The following is a 20,355-nucleotide window of genomic DNA, read 5'->3' as shown; positions in this document are numbered from 1 at the left end:
TACAACCTGCTATTTTAAGTCATATGGCACATTATTAATCTGTGGTAATGCCAAGCTAGCCAGTGTGAAATAAGAACGTCATAAAAGAGGACGGCACTATGAGTGATAATATCCGCGTTGGGCTTATCGGCTACGGGTATGCAAGCAAAACGTTTCATGCGCCTCTGATAGCCGGGACGCCGGGGATGACCCTGGCTGCGGTATCCAGCAGCGATGCCGCTAAAGTCCATGCCGACTGGCCTTCCGTGCCGGTTGTCTCTGAGCCAAAACACCTTTTCAACGATCCAAATATTGATTTAATCGTTATCCCCACCCCGAACGACACCCACTTTCCGCTGGCAAAGGCCGCGCTGGAGGCCGGTAAGCACGTGGTTGTCGATAAGCCCTTTACCGTCACCCTGTCTCAGGCTCGCGAGCTGGATGCGCTGGCAAAGAGCCTGGGCAGGCTGCTGTCGGTGTTCCATAACCGCCGCTGGGACAGCGACTTTCTGACGGTAAAAAGGCTTCTCAGTGAAGGCACGCTAGGGGAGATCCTCTTTTTTGAATCGCACTTTGACCGCTTCCGGCCGCAGGTACGAAACCGCTGGCGCGAGCAGGCCGGTCCGGGCAGCGGTATCTGGTACGATTTAGCCCCGCATCTGCTGGATCAGGCCGTCAATCTTTTTGGTCTGCCGGTGAGCATGACGGTCGATCTGGCCCAGCTCCGGCCCGGAGCGCAGACGACCGATTACTTCCACGCGGTGCTCAGCTACCCGCAGCGGCGGATTGTGCTGCACGGCACGATGGTCGCGGCCGCGGAATCTGCCCGCTACATCATTCACGGCACGCGCGGGAGCTACGTGAAGTTTGGCCTCGATCCGCAGGAGGACCGGCTGAAAAGCGGTGAACGTTTGCCGCAGGAAGACTGGGGCTATGATATGCGGGACGGCGTGGTCACGCGGGTGGAAGGTGAGGAACTGGTAGAGGAAACCTTGCTGACGATCCCGGGCAACTATCCGGCCTATTATGCGGGCATTCGCGATGCGCTGAACGGCACGGGCGAAAATCCGGTTCCGGCCAGCCAGGCGATTCAGATTATGGAGCTGATTGAGCTGGGTATTGAATCTGCCAAACATCGCGCCACGCTCTGTCTGGCATAAGTTTTAAGGGCTGTTGTAGGCCGGGTAAGGCGTAGCCGCTACCCGGCAAATGCTCAACCGCGAGCCACTTTATCTTTAAGCGCCTGCTTCTCTTCAGGCGTCAGGAAGGCGATCTCCAGCCCGTTGATCTGCGCCTGACGGATCTGCTCGCGGCTCAGACCCGCCTGCGGTGCGGCGATGTTGTATTCGTGGATGATATCCACGCCCTGAACCGCCGGGTCGTCAGTGTTCAGCGAGGCCAGCACGCCGTGCTCGAGGAACGTTTTCAGCGGATGATGCGCCAGCGTTGCCACGGTGCTGGTCTGAATATTAGACGTCAGGCACGACTCAATCCCGATACGCTGCTCCGCCAGGAAATCCATCAGGGCGCGATCTTCTACCGCCTTCACGCCGTGGCCGATACGCTCGGCGCCCAGCTCGCGGATGGCCTGCCAGATGCTTTCCGGGCCAGCCGCTTCACCCGCATGCACGGTAATGTGCCAGCCGGCATCGCGCGCGCGGTTGAAGTGGGAGAGGAACAGACTGCCCGGGAAGCCCAGCTCGTCACCGGCCAGATCGACGGCGGTGATGGCATCGCGATGGGCCAGCAGCGCTTCAAGCTCCTGCAGGCAGGCGGCTTCGCCGAACGTACGGCTCATAATGCCAATCAGACGGGCCTGAACGTCGAAGGTTTTACACCCTTCGCGCACGCCTTCAATCACGGCTTCCACCACGCCTGCAACGGGCAGGCTGTGGGTCATCGCCATATAGCCCGGCGAGAAGCGCAGCTCGACGTAATGCAGGCCATTACGGGCCGCATCTTCAATGTTCTCAAACGCCACGCGGCGGCAGGCATCCAGCGAGGCCAGCATCTTCACGCCCCAGTCGAGTTTGCTCAGGAAGCTGACCAGGTCCGGTTCATTGGAGGTTACCTGTACGTGAGGGATCAGCGACTCAAGCGTCTGCGCAGGAAGCGTTAAATTGAACTGGCGGCCAAGATCGAGGATGGTTTGGGCACGAATGTTACCGTCAAGGTGACGATGAATATCAGTTAAAGGCAGGCGTGTATCAATCATGGTCGCACTCTTTTCTGGTTAAAGTGCGCCATATTATAAAAACAAAACGGGGTAAAAAGCTATTTGCGCAAGGGAATAATCCGTTGCGCAAATTGATTAGAGGAGCGTGTTAATCCCGGCAATGAGGCATTGCACCCCTTGTTCAAGCTTGCTGCGCGGACAGCCGGCGTTCAGGCGAACAAAGCCGTTTCCCTCTTTGCCGTAGGTATATCCCGGCATGATGGCGACTTTTTGCTGCTCGATCAGCACTTTTTGCAGCGCCCGATCGTCAATATTCAGCGGGCGCAGGTCAATCCAGGCCAGATAGGTCGCTTCGGGCGGCTGCCAGTTCAGTTTCGGAAAGGCGCGGTTTACTTCCTGCGCGATATACAACAGATTCTCTTCCAGATACCCCCGCAGGGCATCCAGCCACGGCGCTCCCTGCTGATAGGCGGCGATATGCGCCGTTAGCGCCAGCACGGAAGGGGAAGAGAGTCCGTCCCGGCCTTTTAGTGCGCTGAGATAACCGTTACGGCTCTCCTCATCACCAATAAGGCCGTAAGCGCCCGTCAGCGCTGGAATATTAAAGCTTTTCGAGCCGGAAGTGAGAAGCGCCCATTTGCCGCGCGCCACCGCGTTCCACGGCGTGTGACGATGCTCTCCCCACACCATATCCATATGAATTTCATCGCTGATAACCGCCACGTCATAGCGTGCGCACAGTTCCGCCATCTGCGTCAGCTCGTCCCGCGTCCAGACCTTGCCGGTTGGGTTTTGCGGGCTGCAAAGAAGTAAAATTTTGTTTTCAGGTTTCGCCAGGGCCGCTTCCAGCGCCGCCATATTTCCCTGCCAGCCTGCTGCGTGCTTTTCCATCTCCACGGGCACCACATGACGCGCATTCCCTTCAATGGCTTTGTAAAACGCGTCGTATGCCGGGGTGTGTACCACCACGCCGTCGCCGGGGTGTGACCAGAGACGAATCAGCTCTGACACCATGTAGATAACGGAAGGACCATAAACGACGGTTTCCGTATCAATCTGGCTGTTAAAGCGCTTCTGGAACCAGTGCGCGACGGCGGCGAGAAACTCATCGTTCTTCCAGCGGCTGTAGCCCAGCACGCCGTGATTGATGCGCTGATGCAGCGCGTCGGTAATGCAGGGCGCGGTGGCGAAATCCATATCCGAGATGGTGAAAGGCAGCAGATCGGCCGCGCCAAAGCGGTCGGCGACGTAGTCCCACTGCGTACACCAGGTGCCGTGTCGATCCACGACGGTAGAAAAATCAAACATGACGTGAGTCCTTAAAGTAAAACCCCCTCATGAGAGGGGGCTGAGGCATCAGGCTTCAACTGTTCGCATCAGGGTTGCCAGCTCATCCTTCACCGACTGGACCTGCGGGCCGATAACCACCTGCAAATTGTGCTGATTTAACTGTACCACGCCGATGGCCCGGTTGGCTTTCAGGGCGTTGGTATCCACTTTTGACATATCCGCCACCGACAGACGCAGGCGGGTGATGCAGTTATCCAGCGAGGTGATGTTATCCGCGCCGCCCAGCGCCGCCAGAATGGCCGGGGTGTTATAGCCGGATTTGCCCACGGTCCCGGCAACCGCCTGTTCAACGCTGCTCGCCGTATCGGTATCGCGGCCAGGCGTTTTCAGGTTAAAGCGGGTGATGGCGAAGCGGAAGATGCCGTAGTAAACCGCAAACCAGATAGCCGCCACAACCGGCACCAGGTACCACTTGGTGGACAGGCCGTGCAGGATCCCGAACACCACGAAGTCGATCACGTTGCCGTCGGTGTTGCCGATGGTCACGCCCAGCACCGCCATCACGGTAAAGCCCAGACCGGTCAGCACCGCGTGGATGAGGTACAGCACCGGTGCGACGAACAGGAACAGGAATTCGATTGGCTCGGTGGTACCGCCCACGACGCAGGCGATCACGCCGGAAATCAGCAGACCTTTAATTTTATGACGGTTTTCCGGGCGAGCGCAGTGGTACATCGCCAGCGCGGCACCCGGCAGGCCGCCGAGGAAGGCAGGCATTTTACCCTGAGACAGGAAGCGGGTGGCACTTTCCGAGAAGCCGTGGGTAGTCGGGCAGCTCAGCTGCGCCTGGAAGATGGTCAGCGCGCCGCTCACGTCGTGACCGCACACCTCCATCGTACCGCCCGCTTCGGTGAAGCGAATCAGGGCCACCAGGATATGCTGCAGGCCAAACGGCAGCAGCAGACGCTCGCCGGTGCCGAAGATCATCGGACCGAAATCTCCCGCGCCGTTGATGATGCGGCCAATACCGTTGATGCCCATCGCAAAGACCGGCCAGATCAGCGGAATGATTAAACCGAACAGACCCATCACCACCAGGGTAACAATCGGCACAAAGCGGGTACCGCCGAAGAAGGCCAGGGCATCCGGCAGCCGGATATTATGGAAGCGCTCGTGCAGCATCCAGATAATCACACCCGCGATCACCGCCCCGAGGATCCCGGTATCAATAGACTGGATACCGATCACGCTCTGAATGTTGTTGGCTTTAAGTACGGCAGCGTCGGTGGTCGGCAAAATGCCTTTCGCGGTCAGCCAGAAGTTAACCGCCAGGTTCATCACGGCGTAGCCCACAAACCCGGCAAACGCCGCGACGCCTTTGTTCTCGCGCGCCAGGCCCAGCGGGATAGCGATACAGAACATGACGGGCAGGAAGCTAAACGCAAAGGAGCCAACTTTACTCATCCAGATGAAGATCGCCTGCAGCACCGGGGTACCGAGGAACGGGATCAGCGTGATGACGTCTTTACTGCTCAGCGAGCTGCCGATCCCGAGCATGATCCCGCAGAACGAGAGGAGTGCCACGGGCAGCATAAAGGTTTTACCCAGTTGCTGGAAAAATTCCCACAGCGATATTTTTTGTGCTGCTTTCGCCGTCATAAAACGACTCCTTTATTGTTAAAATCAGTTTGCCTGCTTCAATGCTGCGAGAAGATAAAACGTTTTATCAAAGTTTAGTGCGCGCTAAATCACATTCTCAGGCTTTGACTGGTAGTATAAAGATAACGTATTGATAAAACGTTTTACCGATCTCATTTCAGGGAGTCACGCCAACACATGGCTGTAGCGAAAAAAATCACCATCAACGATGTCGCGCTGGCGGCGGGCGTTTCCGTCAGCACCGTTTCTCTGGTGCTAAGCGGAAAAGGGCGCATCTCTCCTGCGACCGGTCAGCGGGTTAACGAGGCGGTTGAGCAGCTGGGTTTTGTGCGTAACCGTCAGGCGTCGGCGCTGCGCGGCGGGCAAAGCGGGGTGATTGGCCTGATTGTCCGCGACCTGACGTCACCTTTCTATGCGGAGCTGACCGCAGGGTTAACCGAAGCGCTTGAAGCGCAGGGGCGGATGGTCTTTCTTCTGCACGGCGGTCGCGAGCCCGATCAGCTTCTTTCCCGGCTCGATATGCTGCTGAATCAGGGTGTTGACGGGGTGATCGTCGCCGGGGCGTCGGGCGTGGGCAGCGAGCTGTGCGAGCGCGCCGCCGAAAAAGGCGTGCCGCTGGTGTTTGCTTCGCGCGCCAGCTACCTGGACGAGGCCGATACGCTGCGCCCGGATAACATGCAGGCCGCGCAAATGCTGACCGAGCATCTTATTCGTCGCGGACACCAGCGCATTGCGTGGCTCGGCGGGAAAAGTTCGTCCCTGACCCGCGCCGAGCGGGTCGGCGGCTACTGCGCGACGCTGATTAAATACGGCCTGCCGTTCCACAGCGAATGGGTCGTGGAGTGTGAATCCAGCCAGAAGAAAGCGGCAGAAGCGATAGGCGCGCTGCTGCGCAGCAGTCCGACGATCAGCGCCGTGATTTGCTACAACGATGTGATTGCCATGGGCGCCTGGTTTGGCCTGATCCGCGCCGGGCGTCAGAGCGGCGAGGGCGGGGTGGAAACCTTCTTCGGCCATCAGGTGGCGCTCGGGGCGTTCGCCGACGTCGGTGAAAACGCGCTCGACGATCTGCCGATCGTCTGGGCTACCACCCCTGCGCGGGAGATGGGCTACACGCTGGCGGACAGGATCATGCAGCGCATCGACAACACGGACGTTCAGGCCGGGCACCAGATTGTGGCGGCGCGGCTGGTGACGGTGAAATAATATCAGGTGGGTTGCGTCAGCGGATTGAGCAACAGTTCGGCTTCCAGCGCTTCCACAAATTTTCTTACTTTTGCCGGGATCAGCCTGGAGGTCGGGTAAACCGCCCAAACGGCCAGCGATTCCGGCTGAGCGTCCTCCAGGACGATCCGCACGAGTTTACCCTCACTGAACGCCGGCTCTACGTACCAGCGGGATAAATTGGCGATCCCCAACCCTCCGAGGCAGGCTTCGAAAATGGCCTCAACGGAGTTCGCGGAGAATCGGCCCGACACCTTTTGTTTGTAGCGCTGTTCACCTTGTTCGAATGACCAGTGGACGGTATCTGACGTGGTCAGACAGCTGTGTGCCGCCAGATCGTTAAACGATTTTGGATAGCCATTCGCGGCAAGATACGCAGCGCTGGCGCAGAGATCGCGAGGGTTGTGACACAGGCGATGGGCAACCAGCCGGTTATCGCGCAGCGGCGCAATGCGTAACGCCACGTCTATGCCTTTTCCGACAATATCAACCTGTTCGTCGGTGGCGAGTAAATCGACCTGCAGGGCGGGATGTCGCTGCATGAACCGGGTCAGCATGGGAGCAACGATCTTACGGCCAAACCCCGCTGAGGCGGTAATGCGCAGGCGTCCGGAAAGGTGCGTCCCTTCGGGAAACAGATCGGCAAGCGCGTTATTTTTATCTTCCAGCAACGCCTGCGCATGGGGCAAAAAAACGGCCCCATCGCTGGTGGGTGACAGGGAACGCGTGGTGCGGTGCACCAGCCTGACCCTCAGTTCAGCCTCAAGATTATTAAGAGACCGTGACGCCGCCATGGCGCTCACAGAGAGCCGACGCGCGGCGCCCGCCAGACTACCCGCCTTGACGGCTTCGACAAACACTTCAACATCTTCCAGTTTCATTGCATCGATTTTCGTTATGCTGACTTATCAAAGTACATATCTACATTATTTATCGTTACGCTGCCATAGTCTCTTCACAACCTGAAAAATATCAATCTGGAGTGAAGATGAAAAAGTTGAAAACGGTTCTGGCGCTCAGCGGCCTGCTCCTGGCAAGCACATCGTGGGCAGATGCCCCGGCACAGGTGAAACAGCAGGTTCCGGGCTATTATCGTCTGGCGGTCGGGGAATATGAGGTAACGGCGCTGTTCGACGGCTATAACGATCTTTCGCCTGCCTTACTACACGGGCTCTCAGGCGACAAGGTTCGCGAACTGCTGGCTCAACACAAAGTTGATGCCGAACGCATGCCTACCGCCTTTAACGCCTTTCTGGTGAATACCGGTAAACACCTGGTCATGATTGACAGCGGGGGGGGCCACTGCATGGCGGAAACGGCCGGCCAGCTGGTCAGCAATATGAACGCATCAGGGTACCGTCCCGAGCAGGTTGATACCATTTTCCTGACCCACCTGCATCTTGACCACGTATGCGGCCTGAGCGATGCAGAGGGTAAGGCGTTGTTCCCCAATGCTACCGTCTACGTACCGCAGGGGGAGGCCGACTACTGGCTTGACCCCGCAAAAGAAGCGAGCGCGCCGGCTAATGCGAGAGAGTATTTCGCTATCGCCAGGAATGCGCTGTCTGCGTATAAAGCCGCCGGGCACCTTAAAACCTTCGTCCCGCCAGCTTCGCCTGTCCCGGAAGTCCAGACGGCATATGCCATCGGGCATACGCCTGGCAGTACCGTTTATCGCTTCGCGTCGCAGGGGACGGCTATCAACTTCATTGGGGATTTGATTCATGCTCCTGCCGTCCAGTTCCCGCACCCTGAAGTGTCTATTCGCTTTGATGTCGATCCGAAAAAAGCCATCTCATCCCGGGCGCAGGAGTTTAACGCGCTGGCGAAAGACGGTGAGTGGATGGCTGCGGCACATCTGCCTTTCCCCGGTATCGGGCATATCACCGCCTGGCAGCAGGGCTATAGCTGGAATCCTGTCAATTACGGTCCTTATCAACGTGCGGCCAACGTGCCTCTGCTGAAATAAAGTGAGGTGACGAGCATGAAAAGTTACACCGTAATGGCAAACGGTATCCGTCAGTTTGTGGTTGAAGAGGGTGAAGGCGCACCGGTTATTCTCCTGCATGGTTTTCCTGAAACAAACTATGCCTGGCGCTACCAGATACCCGTACTGTCCCGGCACTACCGCGTGATTGCACCGGATTTACGCGGGTATGGCGAAACGGATAAACCTGCTTCTGGCTATGATAAGCGCAATATGGCGCGGGACATCCGGGAACTGATGCGTGTGCTGGGTTTACAGAAAGTGGTGCTGGTAGGGCACGATCGCGGCGCACGCGTTGCGACGCGGTTTGCAAAAGATTACCCTGAGCTGGTGGATCGACTGGTGGTGATGGATAACGTGCCAACGCGTATTGTGGCGCGCGATCTGAATGCGTCGATTGCGCGTGCGTACTGGTTCTTCCTGTTTCATCTTGTGCCAGACCTGCCGGAAGCGCTGATTGCGGGTCGGGAGCATATCTGGCTGCGCCACTTTTTCTCGGACTGGACCTACAATCCCTCGACCATCAGCGGCGAGGCGTTTGACACCTATGTTCGGGCGTATCAGGCGCCGGGTGCCGTGCGTGGCGCAATGGCTGACTATCGCGCCAACGCAGAGGATGTGGCGCAGGATATGGCAGACGCTGAGGTGAAAATCACCTGCCCGGTAATGTCGCTGTGGGGTAATGATTTTCATGCGGTCGGCAAGCTTTTCGATATGGAAAGCGTCTGGGCCGAAATGGCGGAGAACCTGCGGGCGCAGGGTATTGATGAGTGCGGCCATCTGCCGCAGGAGGAGCAGCCAGAGAAAGTGAACGCGCTTCTGATGGATTTCCTGGCTGGATGGAAAAATTAGCGGGCAATAAAAAACCCCTCATGCGAGGGGTTTTGACGTTTACTGCTGCGGTGCCGCCGGTGCTGCCGGTTCCGGCATCCCCAGCGTCGGCATACCAAACATGCCGACAAAGTCTTCCAGCGGCATCTTGTCGCCGTTCAGCGTTACCTGGCCGTTGGCGTACTGCAGGCTGGTGGAAATCGTGTTGTTTTCCACTTTAGTGATGCGGAACATCTGGCCCATGGCCGCCAGACCTTTCACCTGCTGGTTAGCCAGCTTGCCGGCGTCTTCATCGCCGTAGCCTTCCAGCTTCGCAATCTGGGTCATAAACTCGGTCGCCATATCCATCGGGATGGTCAGCTTGCTGTCGAGCGACTTCACGCTGCGATCCACTTCCTGCGCCAGCGTCTGCGGTTCACCCGTTGCGGTTGCCGGATCTTTCAGGAACAGCGACAGGTTAAAGCTGGTTTCGCCTTTGCTGTTTTTCCAGCTCAGCGGCGCAACGGTGATCACCGGCTCGCCTTTCAGCAGGACAGGCAGGTTGTTGAACAGTACCGCCATCGCCTGCTGCTGATACACCTCAGGGTTCTGCTGGAGTGCGGCATCGGTCAGCAGCGCCTGGCTCTCTTTGCTGTATTTCTGGCTAAACTCGTGCCACGCCTGGCCGTCGATATTGCCGATCTTCAGCGACAGCTTGCCGGTGCCCAGATCCTGATTCTGCACCTTCAGGCTCTTCAGCGTGTAATCCAGCTGGGTGTTGATGCTTTTACCGTCTTTGGAAACGTCGGATTTGCCGTTGACGTCCATGCCTTCCAGCACGGCCATCTCTTTTCCTTCAACCGCAATGGCTACCTTGTCGAGAGAGAGTTTCTGATCGCCGATACGCTCCTGGAAATCGGTCATTCGACTGTTGCCGTCGGCTTTCAGGTTGTTGAAGGTGAGCTGAACCTTTTGGTTATATTCGTTCACGGCATTGACCAGGCCGCTTTCCGCTTCACCCGTCAGGGAGAACACATTTCCGTCGCGGTCAGCATCGAGTTTGAAGTGACCGCCGCTAAAGGCGACTTTCTCATTCTCTTTCTCGTAGTTCAGCGCTTTCAGAGCAATATCGGAGCTCGTGTCGCCGGCATAGCTAATTCGGGTATTAATGTCGAAAGGCGATTCATTCTTCGCCAGGTCAAACAGCGGTTTGGTGACGTCGTTATTCACCAGCACGGTATGAACGGACGCCATCGACGGGATCAGGTTAAAGGACTTCAGCTGCGCCAGCGGCAGCGGACCGTGGCTCACCACCTCGTCCAGCACCACGCTCTGGCCCGGTTTCAGCCAGCCGTTTTCAGCACCGGCCACTGGCTTCACAACCAGCTGCATACGGCTGGTAAACACGCCGCGATGATAATTCTGGTAGCTCAGCTCAAGGCCCGCCTCCGGCGCGCTGCGCTTAATCTCTCCGTTAGCCTGCGCCACCATCTCAGCCAGACGGCCTTCCAGCTGTTTCCCGGTAAACCAGGAGGCACCCGTCCAGACCACGCCTAACGCTACAATCACTCCAACCGCTACGACCGATTTTTTCATTGCGACTATCCCTAAAATGAAACCAGGCGGTAAAAACCGCCTGGAGATATTAAGCCTGCAACTAGCTTAGCAAGAGTTGTTAAAAAAATCAGTAAGTCCCTAATACCCGTCATACTTCAAGTTGCCTGTGCGTTGGCTTTCCTCGCTCACCCCAGTCACGTACTTATGTACGCTCCTGGGGATTCGCTGCGTCGCCGCCTTCATGCAACTCGAATTATTTAGGGTATAGCTTATTAAAAACGCGCGCCAGACGACCGGTGCCGCTTACGCTGACCGGTGATTCACTGGCTGCAACGAATGCTGACTCACCGGGCTTAAGCACCAGACGCTGTTCGCCTTTGCGCAGCGTCGCTTCGCCCTCGGCGCAGAACAGAATCGCCGCGCTTTCCTGCGCGATGACGGCTTCGGCCTGGCTCAGGTCGTGCAGGGAAAAAGCAAAATCCTCAACCGGAATTGGGAAGTCCAGCTCTGCGCCGTTTTTCACCGGCTGAGTCAGCAGCTCCGCGGCAGGTTTCGCCACAAACTTCACGTTGGCAACCAGTTCAGGAATATCGATGTATTTCGGCGTCAGGCCCGCGCGCAGCACGTTATCGGAGTTGGCCATTACCTCCAGCGCCACGCCCTGCAGGTAGGCGTGCGGGGTTTCGGCAAACAGGAACATCGCTTCGCCCGGGTTCAGCTTCACCACGTTCAGCAGCAGAGGGGAGAACAGGCCGCTGTCGTCCGGGTAGAATTCGGAGATCAGGCGGATAGTCTCCCAGGGTTCACCCTGCTGGCTGCCCAGAGCCGCTTTCAGCACCGCCAGCGCGTGAGATTTCTCTTCACCCTGCATATTCAGCAGGCTGGCAAACAGCTGGCTCAGCGCGTCTGCGTTCGGGTTTTCAAGGAAGTGGGCGATAGCCTTGTGGGCACCCGCGACCGGTTGCAGCAGGGAAACGATCTCTGAAAACTCGCGGAACGCGTTCATCGCCAGGAACGGGGTCAGCGCAAAGACCAGCTCCGGCTTGTGGTTAGGATCTTTGTAGTTACGCTCGGCGGCGTCTAACGGAATACCCGCCGCGTTCTCTTTCGCAAAGCCGATTTCAGAAGCTTTCTTGTTCGGGTGAACCTGGATGGAGAGCGGCTGGTCGGCGCACAGCACCTTGAACAGGAACGGCAGTTCGCCGAAGCGCTGAGCCACCTTGTCGCCAAGCAGCGCGGCTTTATCGGCGTCAATCACGTCACGCAGGCTGCGAACCTGGCCGCTGGCGTCTTCAATTTTTGAGCTGCTCTTCGGGTGCGCCCCCATCCACAGTTCTGCCATCGGCAGGTTGTTCGGGTTCGCGATACCGTAGAGATCCGTTAACGCAGTTTTACTTCCCCAGGCGTAGTTTTGCACTGAGTTAATGAGTTTTTGCATTATCAAGCCCTGATTCAATTGTGGAATTAACTCCGGGTATTAAAGCAATAAACCTCATGGAAGTAACCTGTGGATGTAAAAAGTCGTACTAGTCTCAGTTTTTGTTAAAAAATTGTGTAGGATAAGCTGACTCGCTTTTAAGCCGGGCAGCGGAACATCTGCCCTGAATAAACAGACCGAAGCAGTAAGTGAGAGACCAATGTCGAATAAACCCTTCCATTATCAGGATCCTTTCCCCCTCAGTAAGGATCGGACCGAGTATTACCTGTTAACCCGCGATCACGTCTCCGTCTCTGAGTTTGAAGGACAAGAGATCCTCAAGGTGGATCCGCAGGCGCTGACGCTGCTGGCGCAGCACGCTTTCCACGACGCCTCGTTTATGCTCCGCCCAGCGCACCAGCAGCAGGTTGCCGATATTCTCAGCGACCCGCAGGCCAGCGAAAACGATAAATACGTTGCCCTGCAGTTCCTGCGTAACTCAGACATCGCCGCGAAAGGTGTTCTGCCTACCTGTCAGGACACCGGCACGGCGATCATCGTCGGTAAAAAAGGCCAGCGCGTCTGGACCGGCGGCGGTGACGAAGCGGCCCTGGCGCACGGCGTCTACAACACGTACACCGAAGATAACCTGCGCTACTCGCAAAACGCGGCGCTGGATATGTACAAAGAGGTCAACACAGGCACCAACCTGCCGGCACAGATCGATCTCTACAGCGTCGACGGTGACGAGTACAAATTCCTCTGTATCGCCAAGGGCGGCGGTTCAGCCAACAAAACCTATCTTTACCAGGAAACCAAGGCGCTGCTCACCCCGGGCAAGCTGAAAAATTATCTGGTTGAGAAGATGCGCACCCTCGGCACCGCGGCGTGCCCGCCGTACCATATCGCGTTTGTGATTGGCGGTACGTCGGCTGAAAGCACGCTGAAAACCGTCAAGCTGGCCTCAACCAAATACTACGACGGCCTGCCTACCGAAGGTAACGAGCACGGCCAGGCGTTCCGCGACGTACAGCTTGAGCAGGAACTGCTGGAAGAAGCGCGCAATCTGGGCCTCGGCGCGCAGTTTGGCGGCAAATACTTTGCCCACGACGTGCGCGTGATCCGTCTGCCGCGTCACGGTGCCTCCTGTCCGGTCGGGATGGGCGTGTCCTGCTCCGCGGATCGCAACATCAAGGCGAAGATCAACCGCGAAGGCGTGTGGATCGAAAAACTGGAAAACAATCCGGGCAAATACATCCCGGAAGAGCTGCGCAAAGCGGGTGAGGGTGAAGCGGTTCGCGTCGACCTGAACCGTCCGATGAAAGAGATTCTGGCGCAGCTTTCGCAGTATCCGGTCTCGACCCGTCTCTCGCTGAACGGCACGATCATCGTGGGCCGCGACATCGCGCACGCGAAGCTGAAAGAGCGTCTGGACAACGGCGAAGGCCTGCCGCAGTACATTAAAGATCATCCGATCTACTACGCAGGCCCGGCGAAAACGCCTGAAGGCTACGCGTCCGGCTCGTTAGGCCCAACCACGGCAGGGCGTATGGACTCGTACGTTGACCAGCTGCAGGCCAACGGCGGCAGCATGATCATGCTGGCGAAAGGCAACCGCAGCCAGCAGGTGACGGACGCCTGCCACAAGCACGGCGGTTTCTACCTCGGCAGCATCGGCGGCCCGGCTGCGGTTCTGGCGCAGGGCAGCATTAAGAGCCTGGAGTGCGTGGAGTACCCGGAACTGGGTATGGAAGCGATCTGGAAAATTGAAGTGGAAGACTTCCCGGCGTTTATCCTCGTGGATGACAAAGGCAACGACTTCTTCAAGCAGATCCAGTCGTCCCAGTGTTCGGCGTGCGTGAAGTAATTCTGTAAATTGCCGGGTGGCGCTGACGCTTGCCCGGCCTATATTCTCGTAGCTCGGGTAAGGCGCAGCCGAAACCCGACACCAAAAAGAGCGCACAAAGCGCCATATCGTTTCCCAGAAGTCATCAATACTTATCCCTTAAGCATGTGAGCAATCCCTCTTTTGTTATCAAGGAGAAAGTAATGACCACGGTACGCCATGAGAAAGATTCGATGGGCGCCATCGACGTCCCGGCCGACAAGCTTTGGGGCGCGCAAACCCAGCGTTCGCTGGAGCACTTCCGTATTTCGACCGAAAAATTGCCCGTCTCGCTGATTCAGGCGCTGGCGCTCACCAAACGCGCTGCCGCGAAAGTGAATCAGGATTTAGGCCTGCTGACGGCAGACAAAGCGACCGCCATCATCAACGCCGCCGACGAAGTGCTGGCGGGTAAGCATCCCGACGAATTCCCCCTCGCCATCTGGCAGACCGGTTCCGGCACCCAGAGCAACATGAACATGAACGAAGTGCTGGCGAACCGGGCCAGCGAACTGCTTGGCGGCGTGCGCGGCATGGAGCGTAAGGTCCATCCGAACGATGACGTCAACAAAAGCCAGAGTTCTAACGACGTCTTCCCGACGGCGATGCATGTGGCGGCGGTCATCGCTATCCGCGAGCAGCTTATCCCGCAGCTCAACGTGCTGAAATCCACGCTCAACGAGAAAGCGCAGGCCTTCCGCGACATCGTCAAAATTGGCCGTACGCACCTGCAGGACGCCACGCCGCTGACGCTCGGCCAGGAGATTTCCGGCTGGGTGGCGATGCTGGAACATAACCTGAAGCACATTGAATACAGCCTGCCGCACCTGGCGGAGCTGGCGCTCGGCGGAACGGCGGTCGGGACCGGGTTAAACACCCATCCAGAATACGCGGTGCGCGTGGCAGAGGAGCTGGCAAACATCACCGGGCAGCCGTTCGTCACGGCGCCCAACAAGTTCGAAGCGCTGGCGACCTGCGATGCGCTGGTCCACACCCACGGCGCGCTGAAAGGGCTGGCGGCCTCGCTGATGAAAATCGCCAACGACGTGCGCTGGCTGGCCTCGGGTCCGCGCTGCGGCATCGGTGAAATCAGCATTCCGGAAAACGAGCCGGGCAGCTCCATCATGCCGGGTAAAGTGAACCCGACCCAGTGCGAAGCCATGACCATGCTCTGCTGTCAGGTGTTGGGCAACGACGTAGCCGTCAACCTGGGCGGTGCGTCCGGCAACTTCGAGCTGAACGTCTATCGCCCGATGGTGATCCACAACGTTCTGCAATCGATTCGTCTGCTGGCGGACGGGATGGAGAGCTTTAACGAGCACTGTGCGGTAGGGATTGAGCCGAATCGCGAACGTATCAGCCAGTTGCTCAATGAATCCCTGATGCTGGTGACGGCGCTGAATACCCATATCGGCTACGACAAGGCCGCCGAGATCGCTAAAAAAGCGCATAAAGAGGGGCTGACGCTGAAAGCCTCCGCCCTGGCGCTGGGCTATCTCACGGAGGCGGAGTTCGACGCCTGGGTTCGCCCGGAAGCGATGGTCGGCAGCCTGAAATAGTCATCCCGCCACGTACAGGTGCAGCCGCGGAATAATTAGCTGCAGCGGCTGCGCCTGAGGTCTGTAACGGTGCTGGACATTGTCCGCATCGTAATTCAAAAGCTCACCAATATCCGGCACGATGGCCCCCCGATCGGCATCATAGAGCGCAATCAGCGGCGTAGGGCAGGCATACTGAACCTGTTTTTGCTGGCCGGAATACCAGACGCGGGCGATAGGCTGTACCTTCACCGGACGCTTTATCTTGATGCGCGCGTCCGCCGGCAGCGAGGCGATGCTGTGGTACTCCTGCTCCAGGCGCTCAATCCACTGCTCGCGCGACCACGGTGCGACGGTGCGCGGCGTCTTCAGGCTTTTTTCCAGCTGCGCCAGAATTTCATCCCGGGTGAAGTTTTTAATGATGTGCTTATTCGCCCAGCCGAAGCGCAGCGTGGCGGGGTGACGCAGTACCGTCAGCGTGCGATAGGCGTTCAGGGTAATCAGCCCCGGAAGCTGACGGTGCACCCATTCAAACCGGGCGGCAGGGGCGAGGCCGGACTCTTCGGTAACGATCTTTTCAAAGGCCGCTTTCAGGGTGTTGATGTGGGTAATCTGGCTTTCCAGCGCGTCGCGCGTTGTCGCATCGGTTTGCAGGCAGATCACGCCGGGCAGACGCACGGCGGCCTTACTGCTGCGGTTTTCTGACTGCTGCTGGATAAACAGGCGGCGATAGTGCTTCAGCGTCAGCTCAAGGGCGGCGCTGCCGATGTGCTGTTCAACCGCGATGGTGTCCAGCGGGTCGTGCTCGGCCCCTTTGGCCACCTCGGGCAGGGTAAAGACGCGCGCGGCCAGCAGACGGCAGCTCTGCAAACGTTCGGTCAGGGTCAGGAGCTCGTGTTCTATTTCCCGAAACGTGCTGTTCAGCCGTTCGAGGAGATCGTAGGTCGCCATAAGCACTCTCGTTAGTTACAACATACTTATCATATAGCACAGCACGCCGGGTCAGGCCAGCGTGCGGTTGAAGTCAGGCAGGGACGGGAAGGGCGATGTTATGGTATACCGGCCAGCTAAAGCAGAAGCGCGCGCCGCCGAGCTCGCTCTCTTCGCAATGCACCGTGCCGCCCATCGCCTGCGCGATAGAGTAAACAATCGCCAGCCCCAGGCCGCATCCGCCAGTGGCGCGATCGCGGCTGGGGTCGAGGCGGACAAACGGTTCAAACACGGTTTCTCGCGCTTCCGGGGCAATCCCCGGACCGTCATCCTCCACCGTCAGGCTGGCCTGATTGCCCTGCAAATCCAGCCCAATCTGTAGCGTGCTTTCGCTGTAGCGCATGGCGTTGTTCATCAGATTGTCCAGCACGCGCTCCATCAGGCGCATATCGAGCGCGCCGTAATCACCCGGCGTGACGCGCGTTAACAGCGTGCGCTGCGGGTTCACGCTCTGAACGTCATCGATGTGGGTTTGCAGCCAGGCAGGCAGGTCCGGCGTGCTGAGGTTCAGTTCGTTTTGCGGACGATCGAGTCGTGCGTAGGTCAGCAGCTCCTCAATCAGCGCCTCAAGCTGGCCGATATCGCGGTTAAGCGCCTGAGACTCCGCTTCCGTCAGATTCTCGCTCATCTCCAGACGATAGCGCAGGCGAACCAGCGGCGTGCGCAGCTCGTGCGCAATCCCGTCGATCAGCTGCTTTTTACTGGCGATCAGGGCATTGATGTTATCGGCCATCTGGTTAAAGGCCACGCCCAGACGTTCAAAACTGGAACCGCTGTCGAAGTGGATGCGTTCGGTAAAATGCCCTTCGCCAAAACGCTGCGCGGCGGATTCCAGCTTCAGCATGTCCTGCCAGTGCGGGCGCATCCAGATAAAGACCGGAAACGCGAGCGAAATGGCGATAAAGGCCATCAGCGCCATGTCCAGCAGACGCATCTGGTGCAGATAATAGAGATAGGGTACCGGCCCGACGGCCAGCACGTAATGGCTGCGCGGAATACGCTGGATAAAGGTGTATTTCTCGTCCAGCGCGACGATGTCCCCGTCGCGCAGACGCTGCATGGCGGGCGGATCCAGCTCAAAATCTTTTAACGGCTCGATGCGTAAATCGAATGACAGGTTCAGATCCAGCTCTTTGAGGGTTTTCGCCCAGTCGTGCGGCGGGATCTCTCTCAGCTCGCTGCGCATCAGATAGAGCGAGCTTTTCATCAGATCGTCCAGCGACTGCCTGCCCGCACGTTCGGCGGTGAATTTATAGACCAGCCCGACCAGCATGGTCATGACCAGGAAACAGACAAACAGCAAAAGATAAAACTGCACAAACAGCTTTTTCATTGGATCTCACCGAAGAAACGCTTTGTGCAGAATATACATGAAAACCCGTCGATATTTTCATGTCTGTGGAGCGCGTTACATGGCAATTGCGCTGTTTTTTACCTTGGCGATGAGTGTTTCCGTTACGGCCAGTCCTTCCGCAATGTGCATATCAATCACATCGGTACCGAATTCGTTAATTAAATCCAGAAGTATTTCGTAAGTCTGGATGAGCTCAAGGAGATCAAAGAGCGCTTTTTGATCGGCGCGTGAGGGGGAGGAATGGCTAAGCGCAGCCTGATTAACAATCCATTCAAGATTGGTTTTGATGGCTTCTACCTGACTGTAGCTATACATATTTCATGGGCTTAAATCCTCATTTCAAGATTTTATGGGAGAGGTATCGTGAGAGCTTCACGGTGAAAAAAGAGTCTGCATGTCGCCGGGGCAGTGCTGGCTGTAGAAAGGATGGCTGAAGATTTAATTATGGGATAGTTCGCGTGCTTAGCAAGTTAATTGTTGCGCAAACGTAAAAATAAACGCGCGAAAGGGAGGACATCGCGGTGTAATGCCTTCATTTCGCGCACGTTATGCTAGCCAGATAACGGAATCAGGTTTCCCAGGCGTGCGGGGCAAACAGATAACCCTTGTTACGCACGGTTTTAATGCGGTAGGGCTCGGTAGCGTTATCCTGCAGCTTTTTGCGCAGACGCGAAATCGCCACGTCAACGCTGCGGTCCATTCCGTCATAGCTCACGCCACGCAGGTTTTTCAGCAGCGCGTCGCGGTCCATGATTTGCCCGGCGTGCGTTGCCAGCTCCCACAGCAGGTCAAAGTCTGCGGTGGAGAGGGCGATAAGCTCGCCGGAGAGCAGCACCTGGCGGTTAATGGGGTCAATAGACAGCGTACCGAAGCGCATCGCTTTGTGCGGCGTCAGAGACGGCGCGGGCGCTTCGCGTTCGATGCTGGCGTGCTGGCGCAAATGCAGGCGCAGGCGGGCAAGCAGGACGGCAGGCGGTGTGGTTTTCAGAATGTAGTCATTGGCGCCCATCTCCAGCGACAAAATGTGGTTCATATCGCTGTCCAGTGAGGTGAGCAGGACGATAGGACCCTCCCACCGGGCGCGCAGGTCACGGCAGAGCGTCATGCCGTCTTTGCCTGGCAACATAATATCCAGCAGTACCAGATCCGGGTTTTCACGGACGACCACCTCTTCGGCACGATCGCCGCGAGGTTCAACAATGACGTCCATATCATGTTTACCCAGATAGGCGGCGATCAGTTGTCCGACCTCGGGTTCGTCTTCAACATAAACAATCTTATTCATACAGCGTCTGTTTTCGTGAAAAAAGCCAACATACACCGCGGAACCTTAACCTTCCATTAATCTTTCAAAATTAACGCCGGTTCCGTTATTCTGGCTCATATTGTGAGTTGATTATTCCAGGGAAAAATATGGGGCTGGTGATCAAAGCCGCGCTGGGCGCGCTGGTGGTGTTACTGATTGGCATTCTGGCAAAAACGAAAAACTACTATATTGCCGGGCTAATCCCGCTGTTTCCGACCTTTGCGCTTATTGCTCACTATATTGTGGCTTCTGAACGGGGCACGGAAGCGTTACGCACGACCATCGTGTTTGGCATGTGGTCTATTATTCCGTACTTTCTCTACCTGCTTTCGCTGTGGTATTTCACCGGCTTTCTGCGTCTTCCCCTGGCGCTGAGCGGGGCGGTGGTCTGCTGGGGACTCAGCGCCTGGGTGCTAATTTTCTTCTGGAGCCGTTTTCACTAGCGCAGCGGGCGGCCGCCGTCCACGGCAAAGGTTCTGCCCGTGACGTAGCAGCTGGTGAGCAGGTAATCCACGAGGTCGATTACCTCTTTCTCGCCCGGCGCGATTTTCATGAGCGACTTATTCAGCGCCTGCTGGCGATACTCCGCATCATCGTTTTCGTTAAACAAAATCATCGCCGGGGCGATGGCGTTTACCTTCACCTCGGGCGCGAGCTTGCGGGCAAACGAGCGCGTCATATTATCCAGTGCGGCTTTACTGGCCGCGTAGGCGATGTGCTTGTCGCTGCCGCGCTCCACCACATAATCGGTGAAGTGAATAATATCGCCCGCCGCGTGCCCATGGCCGCGCAGCAGATCCTGCAGAGCGTGGTTAAGCAGATAAGGGGCATTGACGTGGATCTGCAGCATGGCGGAGAGCGTTTCGCTGAGTGACGTACCGGGTTTTTCGGCTCGCCATGCGCTGGCGTTATGGATCACGGCGCGCAGTCCCGTCGTGGTGGCTTTTACCTTTTCCGTGAAAGCCAGAATGCCTTCATCGGTCGAAAAATCAGCCTGAATGCAGACCGCCCCGGCTTTGCGTAACCCTTCAATCGACGGGTATTCCGTACGGTAGCTGACAATGACCGGATGGCGAAGGTTGAGAAAGTGATGGGCGAGGGCGAGGCCGATACGGCGGCCTCCACCGGTAATCAGTATTGGGCGAAGCGGTGCATTTCCCATCGTATTCTCCTTTACAGTTCA

The 20,355-nt window shown here is 57.4% G+C and carries 18 protein-coding genes; 7 read left to right on the top strand and 11 right to left on the bottom strand.

Features of this window, described 5'->3' with window-relative positions; all coding sequences use genetic code 11:
• Positions 1-98: 98 nt before the first annotated feature.
• Positions 99-1,139 carry an oxidoreductase gene (locus HCH49_RS07015; protein ID WP_032657704.1) on the top strand — a complete coding sequence of 347 codons (1,041 nt, stop codon included), beginning with the start codon at positions 99-101 and terminating at the stop codon, positions 1,137-1,139.
• A 53-nt stretch (positions 1,140-1,192) separates the two neighbouring features.
• Here the strand turns inward: HCH49_RS07015 and add are convergent, their stop codons facing one another.
• The 3 genes from add to malX all read right to left on the bottom strand — a co-directional run bounded on the left by add (position 1,193) and on the right by malX (position 5,104).
• On the bottom strand, positions 1,193-2,194 hold the full coding sequence (add, locus tag HCH49_RS07010; protein ID WP_033145337.1) for an adenosine deaminase: 1,002 nt from the start codon (positions 2,192-2,194) through the stop codon (positions 1,193-1,195).
• Between the two features lie 96 nt (positions 2,195-2,290).
• The gene (locus HCH49_RS07005) at positions 2,291-3,463 is read right to left on the bottom strand and encodes a MalY/PatB family protein (protein ID WP_221702461.1); all 1,173 of its coding nucleotides are present in this window, start codon (positions 3,461-3,463) and stop codon (positions 2,291-2,293) included.
• A gap of 48 nt (positions 3,464-3,511) precedes the next feature.
• Entirely contained in the window at positions 3,512-5,104 is a 1,593-nt protein-coding gene (gene malX, locus HCH49_RS07000) for a maltose/glucose-specific PTS transporter subunit IIBC (RefSeq protein WP_029740306.1), read from the bottom strand.
• A gap of 177 nt (positions 5,105-5,281) precedes the next feature.
• On the opposite strand from malX, the gene HCH49_RS06995 reads away from it, so the two are divergent.
• Complete coding sequence (locus tag HCH49_RS06995; RefSeq protein ID WP_033145339.1) at positions 5,282-6,310, top strand: Mal regulon transcriptional regulator MalI; 1,029 nt, start codon at positions 5,282-5,284, stop codon at positions 6,308-6,310.
• 2 nt (positions 6,311-6,312) lie between these two features.
• On the opposite strand, the gene HCH49_RS06990 is transcribed toward HCH49_RS06995, so the two are convergent.
• Positions 6,313-7,209, bottom strand: a complete 897-nt coding sequence (locus HCH49_RS06990; protein ID WP_221702460.1) for a LysR family transcriptional regulator — start codon at positions 7,207-7,209, stop codon at positions 6,313-6,315.
• Positions 7,210-7,316: 107 nt separating this feature from the next.
• On the opposite strand from HCH49_RS06990, the gene HCH49_RS06985 reads away from it, so the two are divergent.
• Positions 7,317-8,297, top strand: a complete 981-nt coding sequence (locus HCH49_RS06985) for an MBL fold metallo-hydrolase (RefSeq protein ID WP_064672362.1) — start codon at positions 7,317-7,319, stop codon at positions 8,295-8,297.
• 15 nt (positions 8,298-8,312) lie between these two features.
• Positions 8,313-9,167, top strand: a complete 855-nt coding sequence (locus HCH49_RS06980; RefSeq protein ID WP_221702459.1) for an alpha/beta fold hydrolase — start codon at positions 8,313-8,315, stop codon at positions 9,165-9,167.
• Between the two features lie 39 nt (positions 9,168-9,206).
• Here HCH49_RS06980 and HCH49_RS06975 read toward each other — a convergent pair whose 3' ends face one another.
• Positions 9,207-10,721: a YdgA family protein gene (locus HCH49_RS06975; protein ID WP_221702458.1), complete on the bottom strand. Its 1,515-nt coding sequence runs from the start codon at positions 10,719-10,721 to the stop codon at positions 9,207-9,209.
• 214 nt (positions 10,722-10,935) lie between these two features.
• Complete coding sequence (gene manA / locus HCH49_RS06970) at positions 10,936-12,120, bottom strand: mannose-6-phosphate isomerase (protein WP_143347158.1); 1,185 nt, start codon at positions 12,118-12,120, stop codon at positions 10,936-10,938.
• A 199-nt stretch (positions 12,121-12,319) separates the two neighbouring features.
• Between manA and fumA the strand changes: the two genes are divergently transcribed.
• The gene (fumA, locus tag HCH49_RS06965; protein WP_029740299.1) at positions 12,320-13,966 is read left to right on the top strand and encodes a class I fumarate hydratase FumA; all 1,647 of its coding nucleotides are present in this window, start codon (positions 12,320-12,322) and stop codon (positions 13,964-13,966) included.
• Between the two features lie 182 nt (positions 13,967-14,148).
• On the top strand, positions 14,149-15,543 hold the full coding sequence (gene fumC / locus HCH49_RS06960) for a class II fumarate hydratase (protein WP_193139121.1): 1,395 nt from the start codon (positions 14,149-14,151) through the stop codon (positions 15,541-15,543).
• Here fumC and tus read toward each other — a convergent pair whose 3' ends face one another.
• From tus to rstA, 4 genes are all read right to left on the bottom strand, one after another.
• On the bottom strand, positions 15,544-16,473 hold the full coding sequence (tus, locus tag HCH49_RS06955) for a DNA replication terminus site-binding protein (RefSeq protein ID WP_221702457.1): 930 nt from the start codon (positions 16,471-16,473) through the stop codon (positions 15,544-15,546).
• A 73-nt stretch (positions 16,474-16,546) separates the two neighbouring features.
• On the bottom strand, positions 16,547-17,845 hold the full coding sequence (rstB, locus tag HCH49_RS06950; protein WP_033145344.1) for a two-component system sensor histidine kinase RstB: 1,299 nt from the start codon (positions 17,843-17,845) through the stop codon (positions 16,547-16,549).
• Positions 17,846-17,920: 75 nt separating this feature from the next.
• Positions 17,921-18,181 (bottom strand): hypothetical protein, encoded by a 261-nt coding sequence (locus tag HCH49_RS06945; protein ID WP_033145345.1) that lies wholly within the window; start codon positions 18,179-18,181, stop codon positions 17,921-17,923.
• Between the two features lie 253 nt (positions 18,182-18,434).
• On the bottom strand, positions 18,435-19,151 hold the full coding sequence (gene rstA, locus HCH49_RS06940; RefSeq protein ID WP_021241154.1) for a two-component system response regulator RstA: 717 nt from the start codon (positions 19,149-19,151) through the stop codon (positions 18,435-18,437).
• 128 nt (positions 19,152-19,279) lie between these two features.
• On the opposite strand from rstA, the gene HCH49_RS06935 reads away from it, so the two are divergent.
• Positions 19,280-19,615 (top strand): GlpM family protein, encoded by a 336-nt coding sequence (locus HCH49_RS06935; RefSeq protein WP_028017326.1) that lies wholly within the window; start codon positions 19,280-19,282, stop codon positions 19,613-19,615.
• On the opposite strand, the gene folM is transcribed toward HCH49_RS06935, so the two are convergent.
• On the bottom strand, positions 19,612-20,334 hold the full coding sequence (gene folM, locus HCH49_RS06930; protein WP_064672368.1) for a dihydromonapterin reductase: 723 nt from the start codon (positions 20,332-20,334) through the stop codon (positions 19,612-19,614). The genes HCH49_RS06935 and folM overlap by 4 nt on opposite strands.
• Positions 20,335-20,355 lie beyond the last annotated feature (21 nt).

This window comes from Enterobacter sp. Y17 (genome assembly GCF_019730495.1).
Taxonomy (GTDB): Bacteria; Pseudomonadota; Gammaproteobacteria; order Enterobacterales; family Enterobacteriaceae; genus Enterobacter; species Enterobacter asburiae_B.
The sequence above is the reverse complement of the archived record's forward strand: the minus strand, read 5'-3'. Positions and strand labels throughout refer to the sequence as shown.